This window comes from Rhodococcus indonesiensis (assembly GCF_047782815.1).
In the GTDB taxonomy this organism is placed as follows: Bacteria; Actinomycetota; Actinomycetes; order Mycobacteriales; family Mycobacteriaceae; genus Rhodococcus; species Rhodococcus indonesiensis.
Genome location: NZ_CP180630.1, coordinates 2,449,685 through 2,468,756 on the forward strand (window position 1 = coordinate 2,449,685; position 19,072 = coordinate 2,468,756).

A 19,072-nucleotide genomic window follows, 5' to 3' on the forward strand; every position below is an offset into this window, starting at 1 on the left:
GCGCACCCACCCAGGTGGCTGGCACCTGATCCGAGTGCGATCCTGTACCCGTGACGGAAATCCGCGTCAGGGTGGGACGGTGGGACACCCGTGCGCCGTGGTGGCAGGGACGCCGGTGGCTGCGTGGTCTTGAACTCGAGATCGAGGGGCACGGGATTACCCAGACCTACGGGACCCGGGACCTCGACACCGCTCGCACGATGGTTCTCGACTACCTCGCCGCCAACGACGACACCTCGGCCCCATCCGACATCACGATCTGCTGGGTCGATGCGGGTGCTTAGCGGCGAGTAGTTACAGCCCGGAACAGAGCGAACTCTCACTCGGCGCGGACCGCGGCAGCGTCCTGCCCGGCGAGCACGGCCTGCACCCACGACGTAGACCAGGCGGTGCGGCCGCGGGCGGTGGGGATGCCGTCGGCGGTCAGACCCTCGGCGATGACACGCAGCCCGCGGCCGGCGGCGCGTTCGGCCACGATGCGGGCCACCACCACTTGAGGCAGCACCGAGGATCGACCCAGTCGCACCCCCTGGGCGCGTTTGACGGCCAGAGCATCACGGGTGCGGGTGCTGATCAGTCGGCGTTCGTAGTGCGCGCTGGCGGCCACGATGTGCGCGAACATCTCCCCTGACGGGGTGCTCATGTCGATGTCCGAATCGCATACCACTAACGACCAGCCCTGCCCTTGCGCCTGCTCCATCACCCCAGCGATGTGCAGCAAGCTGTTACACCTTCGCTTCGTCCTGGAGTCAAGACGCGCCCTCAGCGCGTCGAGAAGCTTTAGAGCGTGTGGTCGTGCGGTCCCACAGACAGGACGTGTATCCGATCCGGACCGTCGTAGATCCAGTACATCCGCCATGCGGATGGAGTTGCATTCTCTACGTACGAGTTCCAGACCGGTTCACCGTTCGGCCCACACCACACAGACATCTTGTGTGTACGCAGACCGGGATGAGAAGGACCGACTTCCCTGAGAAGCTTGACAGCCTTCTTGAACTTCTTGAACTTCATGTGCAGCTTCGGAGAAGTCGCAGCAGCTTTCGCCCAAGCGTCAACCTTGTCGCTGAGCACAACTTCGAATGGCGGCGCGGTCACTCGTCGTCGTCGTCGCTCTCGAACATCCAATCGGTAGAGTGTCCACCGTCCGGCGTGAACGCCTCCAACGCCTGCTTCGTGTCCGCGTACAGCTCTGCGTTCTCGAACACAGCGCGTTCGCCGGCATCGAGGTGCGCGAATGGAAACAGGTGGATGGCTCCATCCACGGTAACGACCTTCACGAAACGCTCATGGGCGTGCTCAGCCTGAAGGTGCAGGTGCGCCGCCCCGTCAGCTTCGACGACACGGTCTCCCCCTTCAAAACACGGCATCTTCACGGTCACGTAACACCTCCCCAGGTTCGCGGCCCCGACATATTTATTATGTCGGAGGTCGGACGATGGTGTCACCGATTGCCGCCAGTTGGCAACTTTCCTCACACTGACCGGTCACTCCTGCCAGGCCATACGCCCTCTGTATCCATTGAGTCCCGCATCCCTTGAGAGGGATGCAGCCATGAGGCGGTATATGTCAGAGAACCTCCGGACCACTGACCTCGGCCCCATCGGGAGCTTGCACACCTCGTGTGAGCGCACGCAGGGCGACGACAGCACCCTCGAGATGCGCACGCTGCAACGGCGGGGCATCCATCTTCCCCGAGTCGACCGCCTCCAACAGCAAGCCGAGCCGCCGCACCAGGTCCTCAACGCACCGGATCGGTGCTTCGGCATCCAGGTCCGCCAGCCGCTCCGCCGTCGGGTCCAGAGCTTCCTCGAGCAGTTCGATTCGCTTTTGGTCGTCCAACATCATGATCATCCTTCGTGCGGTGCTTCCAACGCCTGTATGTCGGGGCGAGCTGTACTCACCTCCATCAGCCGCGTCCACTCCGCCTTGAGCGACTCCAGCCCTCCCGAGGCTCCGACATTCACAGAATGATGGCGGTAGTCGAGGTCCAGGCCGTGGAGGCGAGCGCGCCGCTCCGAGACTCGCAGCTGTGCCATGATCAGGCGTGCCACCGCCATCGGATCCGACCCGACGGGGATCGCCTGCAGTTCTGCGGCGAGGCGTGCGGTGTGTGTGTCGAGCCGATGATCCTCAAGGCGGCGCAAGTCCTCGGCGGCGGCGGACTCGCGACGACGAAGGACAGCTTCGACGGCCCGGTATGGGCCGGACCGGTCGGCGTACTTGAGTTTTTCGGCGATGGTGTCGTAGTCGTCGCCGGCGGCGCGCAGCTCGAGGGCCTGGAGTTGCCGGTGGCGTTCAGCGGCGGACGCTCTATGTTGAATCGTCAACGTTGCTCACCCTTCCTGTTGCGATCTTTTGGGCACATCGAGTCGTGGGTGACCACAAGATTGTGCGCCTTGTCGATGTCCATTCCGCCGGTGCAGTCGGGGCAGCGGTACCGCCGGGCGTACCGCCGCAAGAGCGCGACCGAGTCCTCGATCGGAGGGATGATGCCGCCGTAACTGCGGAGAAGTTCTTGCAGGTCGCGTTGGAATTCACGTTCCAGTCTGTTCATCAGTAGTCCTTGTTCCGGGGGATCGGTGAGGTCAGGGGTCGGCCGGTCAACAGTGCGACGAGTTGCTCGACCGTGAGCGTGACCCCCTGCTGCGCAGGGTCGGCCGTGCCATGCGTCTTGTGAACGACGATCCGTTGGCCGTGGAGGCGGATGCCGCCGATGTCGCCGCGGTCCCGGTTGCCGTTCTTCACCCGACGATCGATCCGGTCGTCGCCGAGACGGCCGGCGGGCGTCACGGAGCGCCGTGTCCACGTTGCGCAGTGCTGTGTCGTCGCGGCTCAGCGCGACGCGGATGTTGATGGCGCGGGCCACGATCTGGTCCGTCACCGAGTCGACCGCCGGGTCCCAGCGAAGCGCAACGGCCGGTTCGTGGTTCATACGAGGTCCTACTTTCGGGTGGTTGCGTGCAGGGTGCAGGCGTGACCGGGTCGGGTAACGGGGGCACGGCAAGGCCGGCCGTCACGACGGGGCCGGCCGCAACGACTGGATTGGGCGGGACGGGCTGGGCCGGACTGAACTGTCAATTGAGAGCCCAAACTGGCGGAAAGCTCGTCGAACCGTCGCCGCAGCGGATTGCGAGGGTCCTCGAGGTTCGTGGCGATGTCAGCGACCAGTCGTTGGACGAATTCGGCGTACGCCAGAGGCCGACCGTCGTCGTCCCACACACACAGGTGGAGTGGTGGCACTCGGTACCCGTTGACGCTGAAAACGGCGTCCATCTCGACGACGGTGCCGGGCAGTATGTCGGCGACGATCAGGCCGCGGTCAGAATTCATCGGCTCCTCACAGAAGTATCGGTGCCACGCCAGACAGCCCGGGCATCATGCTGCGCGGCCTGCGTGGCGTGTTCTTGCAGTTTGCGTGCCTTCCGCTCGGCGTGAATGTGCCCTTCGTGGACCGAAGTGCGGTAGCGCGGCGAGAGTTGCCCGCCGCAGTGCGCGCATACGGTGGGAAAACGCCCGGCGGCGACGCAGGCGCTACAGATGCGGTAGGGCCGCCGGTCGCCGTGCCCCTCGTTGCACTGAGGGCAGCGAGGCAGATCTGTGCCGGAGCCTGCAACCGGGACGGGACTCTCACTTAACGGCGTCCCGTAGGTAAGGTTCGTAGGGGTCCCACAAACCTGGACGGGGGGTCCCACAAACCCGGTTTCCGGGTATAGATTGTGGGTGTCGAGCGTCGCCGGTAGGGCATAGAGGGCCGCCCGCGCCCGCTTGGCACGGTCGCCCCTCGGCTGTCCCCGCTCCACGAGCTCCAGCACGCCCTTTGCCGCCAGCCCTTCGAGTGCCGTCCGCACGGTTCGCTCACCCAGCTCGGTTGCCGCCATCACCGCCCGGCGGGGGAGCGCGACTCGCAGCATCTGCCGCTGTGCGGTCTGCGCGGCCGCATACCGCAGGACTTTCCGCTCGGCATGGGTGAGGTTCACCTCGGGGTCGTCGGCCAACCGGCTGGCCCACTCGGCGCGCTCGGCGGCTTCCTCATGGGTCTGTCGCCACGTCCGCGTCGGGTCATCGGCGACGCGGGCTGTGGCGGTGTCCCAGGCCTTGGTGAGAGTGTCGGCAACCGCTCTGGGGGTGCGTGCGCGACGGGCGTCCCGCAGGAGGAGTTGGTGGCCGAGCCGGCTGCGCGGTTCGGTGACGAAGGCTTCCCACTGGGGTCTGGTGTGACCACACTGATAGGCCGACATGGCCGTGCGCACGAGCGCGGACCAGATAGCTTGGCCGCCTCGGGCCTTCAGATCGCGAGGAGAGACGCCGTCGCGGATGAGGTCGACAACCCAGGCTGGCAAGGCGCGCTGTCGCGGCGGCGTTGTCGACGGGTTCACTCGACACCCCGTGCCATGGTGGGTTCCGAGGGGGATGTTGGCAGGGGCACCCCTCGCCAGACCCGCAGCACACCGCCTGCTCGCTCGCGGCGGCGGCTGATCGTGAAGCCAGCTGGCGAGATCAGGCCGTCGCGGTACGCCAAGCAGAAGGCTGCCCCCCATCGCGCTGGGTGATCCGGCTCGCCGAGCCCGTAGGGCGCGTCCCTGAGGTCATCTGCGCAAAAGACACCGCCGTGGTCACGAGTCCGCTCAGCTTCCGCGATGATCGCGGCCCGGGCGCGGGCTCCCCACCAGGGGTCTGCGTGTTCGATCGCGGACTCGAGGCCCGGTTGATGTCGCTTCCCGTCGTTATGCTGAGCGGTGTTCGGCCGGGCAGTCGAGCATGGTGAGGTGGTGGCGTCGGGATTCGTCCCCTCGGCGCCATCACTCCTTCGTTCGGCCATGATGCTTCCGTCCCGGTGGCTGTCCTCCCGCATGGCGCGGGCCTCCAGGGATGGGCAGTGGTGTGGTGTCAGTTGACGCGCCGCAGCGTGGCATCGACGTCCTCGGTCTTGAGACGGATCGCGTTCCGGACTCGGTACGCCGCCAGCTCACCGGAGCTGATCAGTCGCCGAATCGTGTCCGTGGAAACCCCGAGGCGTTCGGCCGCGTCGGCGATGGACACGTAGTGCGAGGAGGTGGTGAACGGGGTTCGGGTCGTGCGGCGGGCCATTGGGCGCTCCTGTCGGCTTCGGTGAGCTAGGTGCAGTCAGCATGAGCCACGGTGGTGCAGCGCCTTTCGTGGCGAGAGGCGTTTGACGTGCCGAATACGGGGGCGACCCGCCCGCCTGCGTGAGGATCACCGAACGGGATGCTCAGTGGCGCCATCTGAGAAGCGCACAGCTGCAAAGGGTTTCATGTGGAAAGGCGGCGCCGTGACGGCGAATGTGGGCATCTGCGTCAGTACGGCACCGAGGTTGAAGACCTTCACGTCCAGGTTTCATCACGACGGCCCCGGATCAGCTCTCAGCGAGGCGGCTGATCTGCTCGGCGAGCTGGTCGGCCCGCCCGGCCGCGAGCCGCTGGTATCGCATCGCGGCAGCGGCGGTCTTGTGCCCGAGCCGGTCCTGCACCTCCCGCAGCGTTCCGCCCGCCTGGGCGGCGATCGTGCCGCCGAAGTGCCTGAGTTCATGCACCCGCAGCCCGGGCCGTCCGATCGCCTCACAGGCGACGTTCCAGCGCTTCCGGTACGTCCATTCCGGCAAGTGCTCGCCGGTCCGTGGATCGGGGAACAGGAGAGCGTTCTGGGCCTTCCCGGTGTGCGTGTCCAGGTGCGCGGCGACGGCGGACCGGATGTGCGGTGGGATCACGACCTGACGGACGGATCCGGCTTTCGGGCGGGCGACGACGGTGATCCCATTCCGGGTCGTGACAGCCCGCGTGACACTCAGTACCGCGCAGTCGGCGGACACGTCACGGCGGCGCAGCTCGAACGTCTCCGAACGCCGCAGACCGCACCACGCGGTGATCAGCACCGACAGCGCCAGTTCGGGCGCCATCGCATCGGCCAGGGCGGCGACCTCGGCGGGCGTCGGCATCGTGGCATCGTGGGCCGGTGAGAGCCGCGTCGCCGCCGTGATCCGGCACGGGTTCGACGGAATGAGGTCGTCCTCGACGGCCACGTTCAGCACCATCCGCAGCACCTCGTACGCCCGCACGCGGGCCGTGGGAATCTTCGGTGCCTCCGCGTGGCGGACACCGCGGACACCGCCCCACCACGTCCGCACGAGGGCGGGGGTGATCCCGTCGAGGGGGACGGCCCCGAACGTCGGTGCCAGATGCTCCCGCAGCAGGTACTTGTAGCTGTCCTTGGTGCGGGGCGCGAGGTCCCGTTCGTCGATCACGCGGGCGGCGTACTCCCCGAACGTGGGCGGCCGGCGAGAGGCGGCGGCAGCTTCGGCGGCGGCGCGCTCGGCCGGTGGGGTCCACACATCGAGGTCGATCAGCTTGCGCTCGGAGTCGACCCAGGCGACGGCCGCGTCCCGCGTGTGAAATGTGCCACTTGGGGCCTTGTGGATGCGGAGGTCGGGTCCGGTGTAGTTCGCCTGCCAGCGGCCGGACGGGAGCTTCCGGATCGCCCCGAATGCCCGTCGTGTCCGCTTCGGGGGTGTCTTCTTGGACGGCATGGCGACCTCGGTTCGTGCGGAATGCGTGCGGAATAGGTACCCACTCGTGCGTATTCCAGCGTACCCTTGCACACGTCTTGTTCGGAAGAAACCGCATTTCAGACCGGGTAATCCCGAGGTCACGCCCCACGTTCACCCCGGTGCTCCCGCTGGTTCGATCCCAGCCGGGACCACAGCACCGACGAAGGGCACCCCACGGGGTGCCCTTCGTCGTTTCGGGCCGGCGCGGTTCGCGTCCGGCCGGAACATCTCGGCGACGGAGCGGCGGTGACCTGCGCGTTCACCGAACCGCACTGCGCTGATGGCAGGATTGCGGTCGGTGTGAGGAGGATGCGACTGATGAGCGTCGCCGACAACAACTGGCCCCTGGTCGGGGCCACAGGAGCACGATTCGGATCGTCCGGCCGCCGGCGCAAGGATCACCCGGCACCGGGTACCGCCGACCGCGCAGAGGGCACGCCCGCGGTGGAGACCCCGGCGACGGGTGCCTCCGCGGCCGTCGCCGCTCCGGCCTCGAAGCCGATGCCTGCGGTTCCGAGGCACACGGCAGCCACGAGGGAAGAGGAGCCGAGCGGGCAGCAGCCCTCGTTCGTCCGACCCTTCGTGCGCAGCCAGGGCCGGACCCGCGCCGAGGTGGATCTCCCGCTCGAGGTCCTCGTCTCCGCGGTGAGCGACGCCGTGGGAACTGCAGGTCTCGAGGAGCACCGCACCATCCTGGCGTTGTGCGCCGAGCCCCGGTCCATCATGGAGATCGCGGCTCTGGCACGACTGCCTCTGGGCGTCGCACGTGTCCTGGTGGGGGATCTCGCCGCCACGGGAGAACTCACCGTTCACCGAACCGCCGACGGACTCGGCCCGGACGCCCAGTTGCTGTCTCGGGTCCTCGGCGGCCTGCGCCGGCTCTAGCCCACCGGCCCCCGGCGGTGCCCGGGTGAACTGCCGTTCGGGGTGGTGTCGATAGCATGGTCTGGTTGCCGACGCGTGGCATACCCCGCGGCGTCGGCGGCACCCATCACCGGCACGAGCCCGAGGAGCCCACCACAGTGACGACGCCCGCATCCGTAGACCCCACCGTGCTCGTCCGGGTGCCCGCGGGGACCGCTGCCGGTGCCGCCCTCCGGGAGGCGGGCCTGCCCAACAGCGGGCCCGACGCGGTCGTCGTGGTCCGCGACGAGGAGGGCCGGCTGCGGGACCTGTCGTGGACGCCGGAACAGGACGCTCGGGTCGAGCCGGTCGCTGCCGCCACCGAGGACGGCCGGTCTGTCATCCGGCACTCCGCGGCGCACGTCCTCGCCCAGGCGGTGCAGCAGGAGTTCCCCGAGGCCAAGCTCGGCATCGGCCCTCCGATCAAGGACGGCTTCTACTACGACTTCCAGGTCGACCGGCCCTTCACTCCGGAGGACCTGGCCAAGCTCGAGAAGCGGATGAAGCAGATCGTCAAGGGGGCACAGCGGTTCTCCCGCCGCGTCGTCGAGAACCTGGACGACGCACGCGAGGAACTGAAGAACGAGCCGTTCAAGCTCGAGCTGCTCGGTGAGAAGTCGGCCGGAAACGACTCCCTGGACGAGGACCCCGAGATCATGGAGGTCGGCGGCAAGGAACTGACGATCTACGACAACCTCAATCCGCGCACCGGCGAGAAGATCTGGGGCGATCTGTGCCGTGGCCCGCACATCCCCACCACCAAGTACATCCCGGCGTTCAAACTCACCCGCAGCTCTGCCGCCTATTGGCGCGGAGACCAGGACAATGCCGGTCTGCAGCGCATCTACGGCACCGCGTGGGAGTCCGCGGAGGCGCAGGAGCGTTACCTCGAGCTGCTCGCCGAGGCCGAGCGCCGTGACCACCGCAAGCTCGGCAACGAGCTCGACCTGTTCAGCTTCCCCGACGAGCTCGGCTCCGGCCTTCCGGTGTTCCACCCCAAGGGCGGCATCATCCGTCAGGAGATGGAGGACTACTCCCGCAAGCGGCACGTCGAGGCCGGCTACGAGTTCGTGTACTCCCCGCACATCACGAAGGGCCACCTCTACGAGGTGTCCGGCCACCTCGACTGGTACCGCGACGGGATGTTCCCGGCGATGCACATCGACGAGGAACTGGCCGAGGACGGCACCGTGCGCAAGCCGGGCCAGGACTACTACCTCAAGCCGATGAACTGCCCGATGCACAACCTCGTCTTCCGTTCCCGCGGCCGGTCCTACCGCGAGCTGCCGCTGCGGCTGTTCGAGTTCGGCTCGGTGTACCGGTACGAGAAGTCCGGCGTCGTCCACGGTCTGACCCGGGTACGTGGCATGACGCAGGACGACGCGCACATCTACTGCACCCGCGAGCAGATGCGCGACGAGCTGACCACGACCCTGAACTTCGTCCTCGACCTGCTCAAGGACTACGGCCTCGAGGACTACTACCTCGAGCTGTCGACGAAGAACCCCAAGAAGTTCGTCGGCGACGACGCCCTGTGGGAGGAGGCCACCGAGACCCTGCGCGAGGTCGGCGAGGCCTCCGGTCTCGATCTCGTGCCGGATCCGGGCGGCGCCGCCTTCTACGGCCCGAAGATCTCCGTCCAGGTTCAGGACGCGCTCGGGCGCAGCTGGCAGATGTCGACGATCCAGCTCGACTTCAATCTGCCCGAGCGATTCGAGCTCGAATACACCGGCCCCGACGGCAGCAAGCACCGGCCGGTGATGATCCACCGGGCCCTGTTCGGTTCGATCGAGCGCTTCTTCGGCGTGCTCACCGAGCACTACGCGGGCGCCTTCCCGGCGTGGCTCGCCCCCGTCCAGGTCGTCGGGATCCCCGTCGCGGAAGCCTTCGAGGATCACCTGTTCGACGTCACCCGGCAGTTGAAGGCCGCCGGGGTGCGGGCCGAAGTCGACACCAGCGACGACCGGATGCAGAAGAAGATCCGCAACCACACCACGCAGAAGGTGCCGTTCATGCTGCTCGCGGGCGAGCGCGACGTCGCCGCCGGCGCGGTCAGCTTCCGGTTCCGCGACGGTACGCAGGTCAACGGAGTGCCCGTGGCCGACGCGGTCCGGCTGGTGACCGAGTGGATCGGGCGGCGGGAGAACGCCTCGCCCACCGCGGAACTCGTCGCTCCCGTCGACCGTGGCGGCGCCGCATGAGCGGGGACTGCTCCGACGACGCCCTCGTCGACCGGGGTGCCGGCGAACCCGACCACCTCCAGCGCCTGTGGTCCCCGCACCGGATGTCGTACATCGCGGAGGCGCCCCGGTCCAAGGAGGCGCCCTACGAGCCGTTCACCGACATCCCGAAGATGCGGGACGAGGAGGGCCTCGTCGTCGCGCGCGGAGAGCACGTGTACGCGGTGCTCAACCTGTACCCCTACAACCCCGGCCATCTGATGGTCGTGCCGTACCGCCGGGTCGCCAACCTCGAGGACCTCACCCCCGAGGAGAGCACCGAACTGATGTCCTTCGCGCAGCAGGCGATCCGGGTCATCAAGAGCGTCTCGCGGCCGCACGGCTTCAACGTGGGGCTCAACCTCGGGGCCGCCGCCGGTGGTTCGCTCGCCGAGCACCTGCACCTGCACGTGGTGCCGCGGTGGGGCGGCGATGCCAACTTCATCACCGTCCTCGGCGGCGCCAAGGTCATGCCGCAGCTGCTGCGCGACACCCGCGCGTTGCTCGCTGCGGCCTGGAGCGACTGACACCGGCCCGAACCGAACGCCGTCCCCGACTCATGTTTGTCGCCGTTCGCAGGCATGGCAGGATCGTGTCCCGGACGCAACGATGTGACGAAAGACGGGGGTCGGTGGGATGCTCAGCTTCTTCGGGCGTGCGTCGGTGTCGAAGGTCACCGCCCCGCTCGGCAGGGCCCTGATCCGCACCGGCCTCACACCGGACGCGGTGACACTGATCGGCACCGTCGCCACGATCACCGCCGCCGTGACGCTGTTCCCGATGGGGCAGTTGTTCTGGGGTGCGATGGTGATCTGGCTGTTCGTGATGTTCGACATGCTCGACGGCGCCATGGCACGGGCTCGAGGGGGCGGCACCCGCTTCGGCGCGGTCCTCGACGCCACCTGTGACCGGGTCGCCGACGGCGCGATCTTCGCCGGACTCGCCTGGTGGGCGGTCTACGAGGAACAGAGCCGGCCACTGCTGATCGCCACCCTCGTCTGCCTCGTCACCTCCCAGGTGATCTCCTACGCCAAGGCTCGCGCGGAAGCGAGCGGCCTGTCCGCCGACGGCGGCCTGATCGAACGTCCCGACCGGCTCGTCATCGTCCTGGTCGGCGCCGGCCTCACCGGGCTCGGCCTGTGGTGGGCGATCCACGCCGCGATGTGGCTGCTCGCCGCCGGTTCGGTGATCACCGTATTCCAGCGGGTGCTCGCGGTGCGGCGCTGCCCGGAGGCCCGCGAGCTGCTCCCGTTGCCGTCGTCGACTCCGGCCGGCGGAGAACCGTCGTCCGCCCCGGCCGACGGAGACGCCCGATGAGCGTGACGGGACGCGCCTCCGACCTCGGCTACGCCGCAGGATGGCGGCTCGTGCGGGCGCTGCCCGAGTCCACTGCGCGCCGGCTGTTCGACCTCGGGGCCGATTTCGCGGCCCGTCGCGGCGACGGCCCGCAGCAGTTGCGCCGCAACCTGGCCCGCGTCCTGGGCGTGCCCGCGGCGCAGGTCCCGGACGAGCTGATCCGGCAGTCCCTGCGGTCCTACGCTCGGTACTGGCGGGAGGCGTTCCGGCTGCCCTCGATGGACCTCGCCGCGACGGCTGCGGCACTCGATCACGCCGTCGAGGGCCGCGAACACATCGAACAGGCACTGGCGGCCGGGCGCGGTGCAATTCTCGCCCTACCGCACAGCGGGAACTGGGACATGGCCGGTGTGTGGTGCACGCAGACCTACGGTGGACTGTCCACGGTGGCCGAACGCCTGCGTCCCGAATCGCTCTACCAGCGGTTCGTCGCATACCGCGAAAGCCTCGGCTTCGAGATCTTCCCCCTCAGCGGCGGTGAGACCCCGCCGTTCGACCGGCTCGAGACCCGGCTGCGCGAGAACCGGATCGTCTGCCTGCTCGGCGAACGTGACCTGGCCCGCAGGGGCGTGCCGGTCACGTTCTTCGGGGAACCCACCCGCATGCCCGCCGGCCCGGCGAAGCTCGCCGTCGAGACCGGGGCGCCGCTGCTGCCGGTGCACTGCTGGTTCACCGACGACGGCTGGGGCTTCCGGGTCCACCCCGAGATCGACGTCGCCGGCGGGATCGGACCGGCGACCCAGGCACTCGCCGACTGCTTCGCTGCCGACATCGCCGAACACCCCGCGGACTGGCACATGCTGCAACCGCTCTGGCTCGACGACCTCTCCGAGGCCCGCCTGGCCCGGATGGAGGCGCGGTGAAGATCGGGATGGTGTGCCCGTACTCGTTCGACGTACCGGGCGGGGTGCAGGCGCACGTCGTGGATCTAGCGACCGTGCTCATCGAACGCGGCCACCGGGTCAGCGTCCTCGCTCCGGCCTCCGACCGCACCGAACTGCCCGACTTCGTCGTCTCCGCCGGACGCGCCGTCGCCATCCCCTACAACGGCTCGGTGGCGCGTCTGAGCTTCGGCCCCGTGTCCTATGCGCGGGTCCGGCGGTGGATCAACGACAACGACTTCGACGTCCTGCACATCCACGAACCCAACGCCCCGAGCCTGTCGATGCTCGCCCTGAAGATCGCGGAAGGCCCCATCGTCGCCACCTTCCACACCTCGACGACCAAGTCGCTGGTACTGAGCACCTTCCAAGGCGTGCTGCAGCCGTATCTCGAGAAGATCAGCGGCCGCATCGCCGTGTCCGAGCTCGCCCGCCGCTGGCAGGTGACCTCACTCGGCTCCGACGCCGTGGAGATACCCAACGGAGTCGACGTCTCGTCGTTCGCGCACGCCCCGACGCTGCCCGGGTATCCCCGCGCCGGGCGCACCGTGCTGTTCCTCGGCCGGTACGACGAACCACGGAAAGGCATGGCGGTGCTGCTCGGCGCGCTGCCCTCGCTCGTCGAGCACTACCCGGACCTGCAGATCCTCGTGGTCGGCCGCGGGGACGAGGAACGGCTGCGCAAGGAGGCCGGACCGTACGCACGGCACCTGCGGCTGCTCGGCCAGGTGTCCGACGCGGAGAAGGCCTCGGCCATGCGCAGCGCCGAGGTGTACTGCGCCCCCAACCTCGGCGGGGAGAGTTTCGGGATCGTGCTCGTGGAGGCGATGGCCGCCGGCACCGCGGTGGTGGCCAGCGAACTCGACGCGTTCCGCCGGGTGCTGCGCGACGGCCGCGCCGGCGTACTCGTCCCGGTGGGCGACTCGGCGGCTCTCGCGGCCGCCATCCGCGGCCTGCTCGACGACGCAGCCCGGCGGCGCGCCCTCGTGGCGGCGGCGAACGAGATCGTCGGCGCGTACGACTGGCCGGTGGTGGCCGAGCAGATCCTGCGCGTATACGAGACCGTCACGGTCGGCGCCGGGCCGGTCCGCGAGGTCCGATCGTGACATGCGGGCGGGCGACGGCGCCGCGTGAGAGGAGTGGGACGTGACACTGTCCGCACTGACCGTTCTCGTCCTCGCCCTGGTCACCGCGCTCGTCGTCGCGCTCGGGTTGTGGGCGTACGGCACGGCCAACCGGCTGGACCGGTTGCACGTGCGATCGGACCTCTCCTGGCAGGCGCTCGACGCCGCTCTGGCCCGCCGCGCCGTGGTGGTACGGGGGATCGCGGCCTCCATCCCGGTCGCCGAAGGCCGCCGGCTGGCCGCCCTGGCCGACCGTGCCGAACGGGCGGACCGTGCCGAACGGGAGTCGGCGGAGAACACGCTCTCGGCCGCCCTGGCCGCGATCGACACCGAGCGGCTCCGGCCGCAGCTGGTGGCCGAACTCGCCGACGCCGAGGCGCGGGTGCTGATCGCCCGCCGATTCCACAACGACGCCGTCCGCGACACGCTGGCGTTGCGTACCCGCCGGCCGGTCCGGTGGCTGCACCTCGGGGGCACGGCGCCGTTGCCGACCTACTTCGAGATCGCCGAGCGCACCGACCCGGCCGCCGCGTCGGGCCTGTCGCTCGACGAGACGCGCACCTCGGCGCGGGTCGTGCTGTTCGACCACGAGGGGCGGGTGCTGCTGCTGCGCGGCCACGACCCGACCACGCCGGACGTGCACTTCTGGTTCACCGTCGGCGGTGCCGTCGAGGTGGGGGAGACGTTGCGCGCGGCCGCCGCCCGCGAGGTGGGGGAGGAGACCGGTCTGCCGGTCGCACCCGAGCAACTGTGCGGACCCCTGTGGCGCCGGGTGGCGGTGTTCCCCTTCAACGGCGAGCTCATCCGTTCGGAGGAGCTGTTCTTCGCTCTGCAGACGCCCGCCTTCGAGCCGGGCAGCAGCGGATTCACGGACCTCGAGCGCCGCATGAGCCTCGAACACCGCTGGTTCGCCGAGAACGAGATCCGGGACCTGCCGCGACACGGGGAAGCCGTGTACCCGCAGGACCTCGCCGATCTGCTGGGCGAGGCGCGTGACGTCGCCGTGCGTCGCGTGGAACCGGAGGTCCGCGCCATCCGGTGAGCGTCGCCGACGCAGGCCGGACCGGTGCCCGTGGGGCAGGCTGTGTCGATGCCTGCGGGCAGGGCTGTCGATGCCTGCGGGCAGGGCTGTCGATGCCTGCGGGCATGCAGGCCAGGGCCTCGCGACTGGCTATGGGAGGGCCGCCGGGGCGCACCTAGACTCGGGAGCGGCGCCGTGACGTGCCCTGATCCGTCCGCGCGCCAGTCTCTGCAGGCCATACCCCAGGAGTTTGTTGCTGTGAGCAGCCCCGAGTCCGTCCCCACCACCGGTACCGCCCGCGTCAAGCGCGGCATGGCCGAGATGCTCAAGGGCGGCGTGATCATGGACGTGGTCACCCCCGAGCAGGCGAAGATCGCCGAGGACGCGGGTGCCGTCGCCGTCATGGCGCTCGAGCGCGTCCCCGCCGACATCCGCGCCCAGGGAGGCGTGTCCCGCATGTCCGACCCGGACATGATCGAAGGCATCATCGAGGCCGTGTCCATCCCGGTGATGGCCAAGGCCCGCATCGGTCACTTCGTCGAGGCGCAGATTCTGCAGGCCCTCGGCGTGGACTACATCGACGAGTCGGAGGTGCTCACCCCCGCCGACTACGAGAACCACATCGACAAGTTCGCCTTCACCGTGCCGTTCGTGTGCGGTGCCACCAACCTCGGTGAAGCGCTGCGCCGGATCAACGAGGGCGCGGCGATGATCCGCTCCAAGGGTGAGGCCGGCACCGGCGACGTCTCCAACGCCACCACCCACATGCGGAAGATCCGGCAGGAAATCCGTCGCTTGACGTCCCTGCCGGAGGACGAGCTGTACGTCGCGGCCAAGGAACTGCAGGCCCCGTACGACCTGGTCGTCGAGGTGGCCAAGGCCGGCAAGCTGCCGGTGACCCTGTTCACGGCCGGCGGCATCGCCACCCCGGCGGACGCGGCGATGATGATGCAGCTCGGCGCCGAAGGTGTGTTCGTCGGCTCGGGCATCTTCAAGTCCGGCAACCCCGCCGAGCGTGCCGCCGCGATCGTCAAGGCCACCACCTTCTACGACGACCCGGGCGTGCTCGCCAAGGTCTCGCGCGGTCTGGGTGAGGCCATGGTCGGCATCAACGTCGACGACATCCCGGTGCCGCACCGCCTCGCCGAGCGGGGCTGGTGACCGCACGACCGCCGGCATCCCCGCGTGCGACGGGAGCCTCCACCGCGCCGGAGGCTCCCGTCGCTCCGGTCCGGGCACCTGCCGCTAGCCTGTCGCAGGACTGAAAAGGAGCCCGCATGGCGAAGATCGAGGAGATCCTGGCGCTCGAACACCTCGAGAAGAACATCTTCCGGGGCGTGGCGACGGAGACGTCGCTGCCGCGCACCTTCGGGGGCCAGGTCGCCGGCCAGGCGCTGGTGTCCGCGGTGCGCACCGTCGATCCCGCGTACTCGGTGCATTCGCTGCACGGGTACTTCGTCCGTCCCGGTAACCCGGCGAAGCCGATCGTGTATCTCGTCGACCCGATCCGCGACGGGCGGTCGTTCGGCACCCGGCGGGTGACCGCAGTCCAGGACGGGCAGGCGATCTTCACCATGTCCGCGTCGTTCCACGTCCAGGACGAGGGCATCGAGCACCAGGACGAGATGCCCCCGGTGCCGGATCCCGAGGAACTGTCCGCGTCCGCGGACTCGGAGGACCCCGGAAACCTCTGGGCCAGGCGGGAATGGCCGGAATGGGACCTGCGACGGGTGCCGGAGGATCGCATCTTCCGGCGTCCCGGCATCGTGTCCCAGCAGCAGGTGTGGTTCCGGGTCCGGGACCCGCTCCCGGACGACAACGTGCTGCACGTGTGCACCCTGGCGTACATGAGCGACATGACGTTGCTCGGCTCCGCGAGCGTCGCCCACCCCGACGAGAAGACCCAGGGCGCATCCCTCGACCACGCCATGTGGTTCCTGCGCTCCTTCCGCGCCGACGACTGGTTGCTGTACGACCAGACCTCACCGTCGGCAGGCTTCGGGCGGGCCCTGACGCAGGGACGTATCTTCGACCGGGACGGGCGCATGGTCGCTGCGGTGGTGCAGGAGGGACTGACCCGCTACCTGCGCTGATGCAGACGCGGGCACGGTCCTTGAGCCGGGACACCCTCGGCGCGGCTGCTAGCGTGACGTCCAGATTTCGGGCGGGCTTCGCCCCGTCCCAGACAGAACAGGCGACAGTGGGAAGTTTTCCGACCATCGGCGTGCTCGCCCTCCAGGGCGACGTCCGCGAGCACCTGACCGCACTCGAAGCGGCCGGCGCCCGTGCGATCGGCGTGCGCCGGCCCAGCGAGCTCGACGCCGTCGACGGCCTGGTGATCCCCGGCGGGGAGTCCACCACCATGAGCCGGCTGTTGCAGGTGTTCGACCTGCTCGAGCCGCTGCGCGCCCGCCTGAAGGCGGGCCTGCCCGCGTACGGTTCCTGCGCGGGCATGATCCTGCTCGCCTCGCAGGTCCTCGACACCCGTCCCGACGCCGAGCATCTCGACGCCCTCGACATCACCGTCCGGCGCAACGCCTTCGGCCGGCAGGTCGACTCGTTCGAAGCCGACCTCACCGTCGCGGGCGTCGAGGGCGGCCCGGTGCGCGCGGTGTTCATCCGAGCTCCCTGGGTGGAAGAGGTCGGCTCGGACGTGGAAGTACTGGCCACCGTCCCGGAGGGCCCGGCTGCCGGACGCGTCGTCGCCGTACGCCAGGGCGCCGTGATGGCCACGTCGTTCCACCCCGAGGTCACCGGTGACCTGCGGGTGCACCGGCTGTTCGTCGACACCGTCCGTTCGGGATCACTCCGCGCGGAGTAGAATCGGCCCTCCGAACCAGTCGGACCCGGTCCGACCTCACCTCGCCGGAAGGGGCTCCAATCGAATGAGCGGCCACTCCAAATGGGCCACCACCAAGCACAAGAAGGCGGCCATCGACGCCAAGCGCGGCAAGATGTTCGCGAAGCTGATCAAGAACATCGAGGTGGCGGCCCGGACGGGCGGTGGTGACCCGGCGGGCAATCCGACGCTGTACGACGCCATCCAGAAGGCGAAGAAGAGCTCGGTCCCCAACGACAACATCGAGCGGGCCCGCAAGCGTGGTGCCGGTGAGGAAGCCGGCGGCGCGGACTGGCAGACCATCACCTACGAGGGCTACGGTCCCAGCGGTGTCGCCGTCCTCATCGAGTGCCTCACCGACAACCGCAACCGCGCGGCGGGCGAGGTCCGCACCGCGATGACCCGCAACGGCGGCAACATGGCCGACCCCGGCTCGGTGTCGTACCTGTTCACCCGCAAGGGCGTCGTCGTGCTCGAGAAGAACGGCCGCACCGAGGACGAGATTCTCGAGGTGGTGCTCGAGGCCGGTGCCGAGGAGATCAACGATCTCGGTGACAGCTTCGAGGTCGTCTCCGAGGCCGGCGACCTCATCGCCGTGCGTACCGCGCTCGTCGAGGCGGGAATCGACTACGAATCGGCCGATCCGGACTTCCGGGCCTCGGTCGAGGTGCCCGTCGACGCGGACAGCGCCCGCAAGGTGTTCAAGCTCGTCGACGCGCTCGAGGATTCCGATGACGTGCAGAACGTCTACACCAACGTCGACGTCTCCGACGAGGTCCTCGCCGAACTCGACGCCTGAGTCGCACGGCTCACCGACGGCTGAGTCGCACGGCTCACCGACGGCTGAGTCGCACAGCTCACCGACGGCTGAGTCGCACAGCTCACGGCCGGGGCTGCGTGTCGGTACCGCGACGCGTGGCCCCGGCCGCTATGCTCTCGAACAGTTGTTCGTAGCGGTCGAGAGGTGAACGGGTGCGCGTGATGGGTGTGGACCCGGGACTGACACGATGCGGTTTCGGCATCGTGGACACCGGCCGCGGGCGCGAGGTCGCCGCCGTCGCAGTGGATGTCATCCGCACACCCCCCGAGATGGATCTGCCGTCGCGGCTCCTGCAGATCTCCACGGCCGCCGAGGACTGGCTCGACCGCTTCGAGCCCGAGGTCGTCGCCGTCGAGCGGGTGTTCTCCCAGCACAACGTCCGTACCGCAATGGGCACCGCCCAGGCGGGGGGAGTGGTGGCGCTCTCGGCGGCGCGGCGCGGCATCCCGGTGGCATTCCACACCCCGAGCCAGGTCAAGTCCGCCGTGACCGGGAACGGTTCGGCAGACAAGAAGCAGGTCACGGCGATGGTCACGAAGATCCTGGGCCTCGTTACCGCCCCGAAGCCCGCGGATGCCGCGGACGCCCTCGCCCTGGCGATCTGCCACTGCTGGCGTGCGCCCATGCTCGCGCGCATGGCCGCCGCCGAGGCCGCCGCGGCCGAACAGAAACGACGGTACGAAGCGCGGCTGCGGGAACAGGCCGCCGCCCGGAAGGCAGGTGCACGGTGATCGCCTCGGTGCGCGGGGAAGTGCTCGAAATCGCCCTCGACCACGTCGTCATCGAATCCGCGGGGGTCGGCTATCGGATCCACGCCACGCCCGCCACCCTCGCCACGCTCCGTCGCGGCGAGGACACCCGCCTGGTGACGGCGATGATCGTGCGCGAGGACTCGATGACGCTGTACGGGTTCCCCGACCCCGATGCCCGCGACCTGTTCGGACTGTTGCAGACGGTCTCCGGTGTCGGACCGCGACTCGCGATGGCCACCCTGGCCGTGCTCGATCCGGACTCGCTGCGTGCGGCCCTCGCCGACGGCAACACCGCTGCCCTGACCCGGGTCCCGGGCATCGGGAAACGCGGCGCCGAACGCATGGTCGTCGAACTTCGGGACAAGGTCGCGGCGTTCGCCGGCGCCTCCGCCCCGGCGGCGGTGGTCGGCTCACCCATGCGGGACCAGGTGATCGAGGCTCTCGTCGGCCTCGGCTTCCCCGTCAAGCAGGCAGAACAGTCCACCGACACGGTTCTCGCGGGTGACCCGCATGCCGACACCTCGACCGCGCTGCGTTCGGCGCTGGCTCTGCTGGGCAAGAGCCGATGATCGAGGACTTTCCCGCCGAGGGAGCT

The 19,072-nt window shown here is 69.1% G+C and carries 22 protein-coding genes; 14 read left to right on the forward strand and 8 right to left on the reverse strand.

The window, feature by feature from the left end; all coding sequences use genetic code 11:
* Positions 1-50: 50 nt before the first annotated feature.
* Entirely contained in the window at positions 51-284 is a 234-nt protein-coding gene (locus ACM26Y_RS11460; protein WP_416063470.1) for a hypothetical protein, read from the forward strand.
* Positions 285-319: 35 nt separating this feature from the next.
* Here the strand turns inward: ACM26Y_RS11460 and ACM26Y_RS11465 are convergent, their stop codons facing one another.
* From ACM26Y_RS11465 to ACM26Y_RS11500, 8 genes are all read right to left on the reverse strand, one after another.
* Positions 320-895: a recombinase family protein gene (locus tag ACM26Y_RS11465; RefSeq protein ID WP_416063661.1), complete on the reverse strand. Its 576-nt coding sequence runs from the start codon at positions 893-895 to the stop codon at positions 320-322.
* 196 nt (positions 896-1,091) lie between these two features.
* A complete protein-coding gene (locus tag ACM26Y_RS11470) occupies positions 1,092-1,379 on the reverse strand; it encodes a hypothetical protein (protein WP_416063471.1) in 288 nt (95 codons plus the stop codon).
* A gap of 187 nt (positions 1,380-1,566) precedes the next feature.
* Positions 1,567-1,845, reverse strand: a complete 279-nt coding sequence (locus ACM26Y_RS11475; RefSeq protein WP_416063472.1) for a hypothetical protein — start codon at positions 1,843-1,845, stop codon at positions 1,567-1,569.
* Positions 1,846-1,847: 2 nt separating this feature from the next.
* Entirely contained in the window at positions 1,848-2,327 is a 480-nt protein-coding gene (locus ACM26Y_RS11480) for a hypothetical protein (RefSeq protein WP_416063473.1), read from the reverse strand.
* Positions 2,324-2,554, reverse strand: a complete 231-nt coding sequence (locus tag ACM26Y_RS11485) for a hypothetical protein (protein WP_416063474.1) — start codon at positions 2,552-2,554, stop codon at positions 2,324-2,326. The genes ACM26Y_RS11480 and ACM26Y_RS11485 overlap by 4 nt, the downstream gene beginning before the upstream one ends.
* Positions 2,554-2,790: a hypothetical protein gene (locus ACM26Y_RS11490; RefSeq protein WP_416063475.1), complete on the reverse strand. Its 237-nt coding sequence runs from the start codon at positions 2,788-2,790 to the stop codon at positions 2,554-2,556. Before ACM26Y_RS11490 ends, ACM26Y_RS11485 begins: the two co-directional genes overlap by 1 nt.
* Positions 2,791-4,887: 2,097 nt before the next feature.
* Entirely contained in the window at positions 4,888-5,088 is a 201-nt protein-coding gene (locus ACM26Y_RS11495; RefSeq protein ID WP_416063476.1) for a helix-turn-helix domain-containing protein, read from the reverse strand.
* 286 nt (positions 5,089-5,374) lie between these two features.
* On the reverse strand, positions 5,375-6,541 hold the full coding sequence (locus ACM26Y_RS11500) for a tyrosine-type recombinase/integrase (protein ID WP_416063477.1): 1,167 nt from the start codon (positions 6,539-6,541) through the stop codon (positions 5,375-5,377).
* Between the two features lie 339 nt (positions 6,542-6,880).
* On the opposite strand from ACM26Y_RS11500, the gene ACM26Y_RS11505 reads away from it, so the two are divergent.
* The 13 genes from ACM26Y_RS11505 (at position 6,881) to ruvA (ending at position 19,046) form a co-directional block, all read left to right on the forward strand.
* Positions 6,881-7,447, forward strand: coding sequence for a DUF742 domain-containing protein (locus ACM26Y_RS11505; RefSeq protein WP_289379345.1), 567 nt, complete (start codon positions 6,881-6,883; stop codon positions 7,445-7,447).
* Between the two features lie 137 nt (positions 7,448-7,584).
* Positions 7,585-9,666: a threonine--tRNA ligase gene (thrS, locus tag ACM26Y_RS11510; RefSeq protein WP_289379352.1), complete on the forward strand. Its 2,082-nt coding sequence runs from the start codon at positions 7,585-7,587 to the stop codon at positions 9,664-9,666.
* Positions 9,663-10,211, forward strand: coding sequence for an HIT family protein (locus tag ACM26Y_RS11515; protein ID WP_289379346.1), 549 nt, complete (start codon positions 9,663-9,665; stop codon positions 10,209-10,211). The genes thrS and ACM26Y_RS11515 overlap by 4 nt, the downstream gene beginning before the upstream one ends.
* 109 nt (positions 10,212-10,320) lie before the next feature.
* A complete protein-coding gene (pgsA, locus tag ACM26Y_RS11520) occupies positions 10,321-11,001 on the forward strand; it encodes a phosphatidylinositol phosphate synthase (RefSeq protein ID WP_289379347.1) in 681 nt (226 codons plus the stop codon).
* The gene (locus ACM26Y_RS11525; RefSeq protein ID WP_289379348.1) at positions 10,998-11,903 is read left to right on the forward strand and encodes a phosphatidylinositol mannoside acyltransferase; all 906 of its coding nucleotides are present in this window, start codon (positions 10,998-11,000) and stop codon (positions 11,901-11,903) included. The genes pgsA and ACM26Y_RS11525 overlap by 4 nt, the downstream gene beginning before the upstream one ends.
* Positions 11,900-13,027 (forward strand): glycosyltransferase family 4 protein, encoded by a 1,128-nt coding sequence (locus tag ACM26Y_RS11530; RefSeq protein WP_289379349.1) that lies wholly within the window; start codon positions 11,900-11,902, stop codon positions 13,025-13,027. Before ACM26Y_RS11525 ends, ACM26Y_RS11530 begins: the two co-directional genes overlap by 4 nt.
* 40 nt (positions 13,028-13,067) lie before the next feature.
* The gene (locus ACM26Y_RS11535; RefSeq protein WP_003935537.1) at positions 13,068-14,087 is read left to right on the forward strand and encodes an NUDIX hydrolase; all 1,020 of its coding nucleotides are present in this window, start codon (positions 13,068-13,070) and stop codon (positions 14,085-14,087) included.
* Between the two features lie 237 nt (positions 14,088-14,324).
* On the forward strand, positions 14,325-15,227 hold the full coding sequence (pdxS, locus tag ACM26Y_RS11540; RefSeq protein ID WP_003935536.1) for a pyridoxal 5'-phosphate synthase lyase subunit PdxS: 903 nt from the start codon (positions 14,325-14,327) through the stop codon (positions 15,225-15,227).
* Positions 15,228-15,343: 116 nt separating this feature from the next.
* The gene (locus ACM26Y_RS11545; RefSeq protein ID WP_003935535.1) at positions 15,344-16,159 is read left to right on the forward strand and encodes an acyl-CoA thioesterase; all 816 of its coding nucleotides are present in this window, start codon (positions 15,344-15,346) and stop codon (positions 16,157-16,159) included.
* Between the two features lie 107 nt (positions 16,160-16,266).
* On the forward strand, positions 16,267-16,887 hold the full coding sequence (gene pdxT, locus ACM26Y_RS11550) for a pyridoxal 5'-phosphate synthase glutaminase subunit PdxT (protein ID WP_152975440.1): 621 nt from the start codon (positions 16,267-16,269) through the stop codon (positions 16,885-16,887).
* Between the two features lie 64 nt (positions 16,888-16,951).
* A complete protein-coding gene (locus ACM26Y_RS11555) occupies positions 16,952-17,704 on the forward strand; it encodes a YebC/PmpR family DNA-binding transcriptional regulator (RefSeq protein WP_003935533.1) in 753 nt (250 codons plus the stop codon).
* 173 nt (positions 17,705-17,877) lie between these two features.
* Positions 17,878-18,456, forward strand: a complete 579-nt coding sequence (gene ruvC, locus ACM26Y_RS11560) for a crossover junction endodeoxyribonuclease RuvC (protein WP_289379350.1) — start codon at positions 17,878-17,880, stop codon at positions 18,454-18,456.
* A complete protein-coding gene (gene ruvA / locus ACM26Y_RS11565; RefSeq protein ID WP_003935531.1) occupies positions 18,453-19,046 on the forward strand; it encodes a Holliday junction branch migration protein RuvA in 594 nt (197 codons plus the stop codon). Before ruvC ends, ruvA begins: the two co-directional genes overlap by 4 nt.
* The last annotated feature ends 26 nt before the right edge of the window (positions 19,047-19,072 follow it).

What these genes read in the sequence shown, in the direction of transcription:
- ACM26Y_RS11475 (WP_416063472.1), bottom strand. Translation starts at nt 1,845, where the DNA reads ATGATGTTGGACGACCAAAAGCGAATCGAACTGCTCGAGGAAGCTCTG.
- ACM26Y_RS11485 (WP_416063474.1), bottom strand. Translation starts at nt 2,554, where the DNA reads ATGAACAGACTGGAACGTGAATTCCAACGCGACCTGCAAGAACTTCTC.
- ACM26Y_RS11495 (WP_416063476.1), bottom strand. Translation starts at nt 5,088, where the DNA reads ATGGCCCGCCGCACGACCCGAACCCCGTTCACCACCTCCTCGCACTAC.
- ACM26Y_RS11500 (WP_416063477.1), bottom strand. Translation starts at nt 6,541, where the DNA reads ATGCCGTCCAAGAAGACACCCCCGAAGCGGACACGACGGGCATTCGGG.
- ACM26Y_RS11505 (WP_289379345.1), top strand. Translation starts at nt 6,881, where the DNA reads ATGAGCGTCGCCGACAACAACTGGCCCCTGGTCGGGGCCACAGGAGCA.
- ACM26Y_RS11515 (WP_289379346.1), top strand. Translation starts at nt 9,663, where the DNA reads ATGAGCGGGGACTGCTCCGACGACGCCCTCGTCGACCGGGGTGCCGGC.
- pgsA (WP_289379347.1), top strand. Translation starts at nt 10,321, where the DNA reads ATGCTCAGCTTCTTCGGGCGTGCGTCGGTGTCGAAGGTCACCGCCCCG.
- ACM26Y_RS11525 (WP_289379348.1), top strand. Translation starts at nt 10,998, where the DNA reads ATGAGCGTGACGGGACGCGCCTCCGACCTCGGCTACGCCGCAGGATGG.
- ACM26Y_RS11545 (WP_003935535.1), top strand. Translation starts at nt 15,344, where the DNA reads ATGGCGAAGATCGAGGAGATCCTGGCGCTCGAACACCTCGAGAAGAAC.
- ACM26Y_RS11555 (WP_003935533.1), top strand. Translation starts at nt 16,952, where the DNA reads ATGAGCGGCCACTCCAAATGGGCCACCACCAAGCACAAGAAGGCGGCC.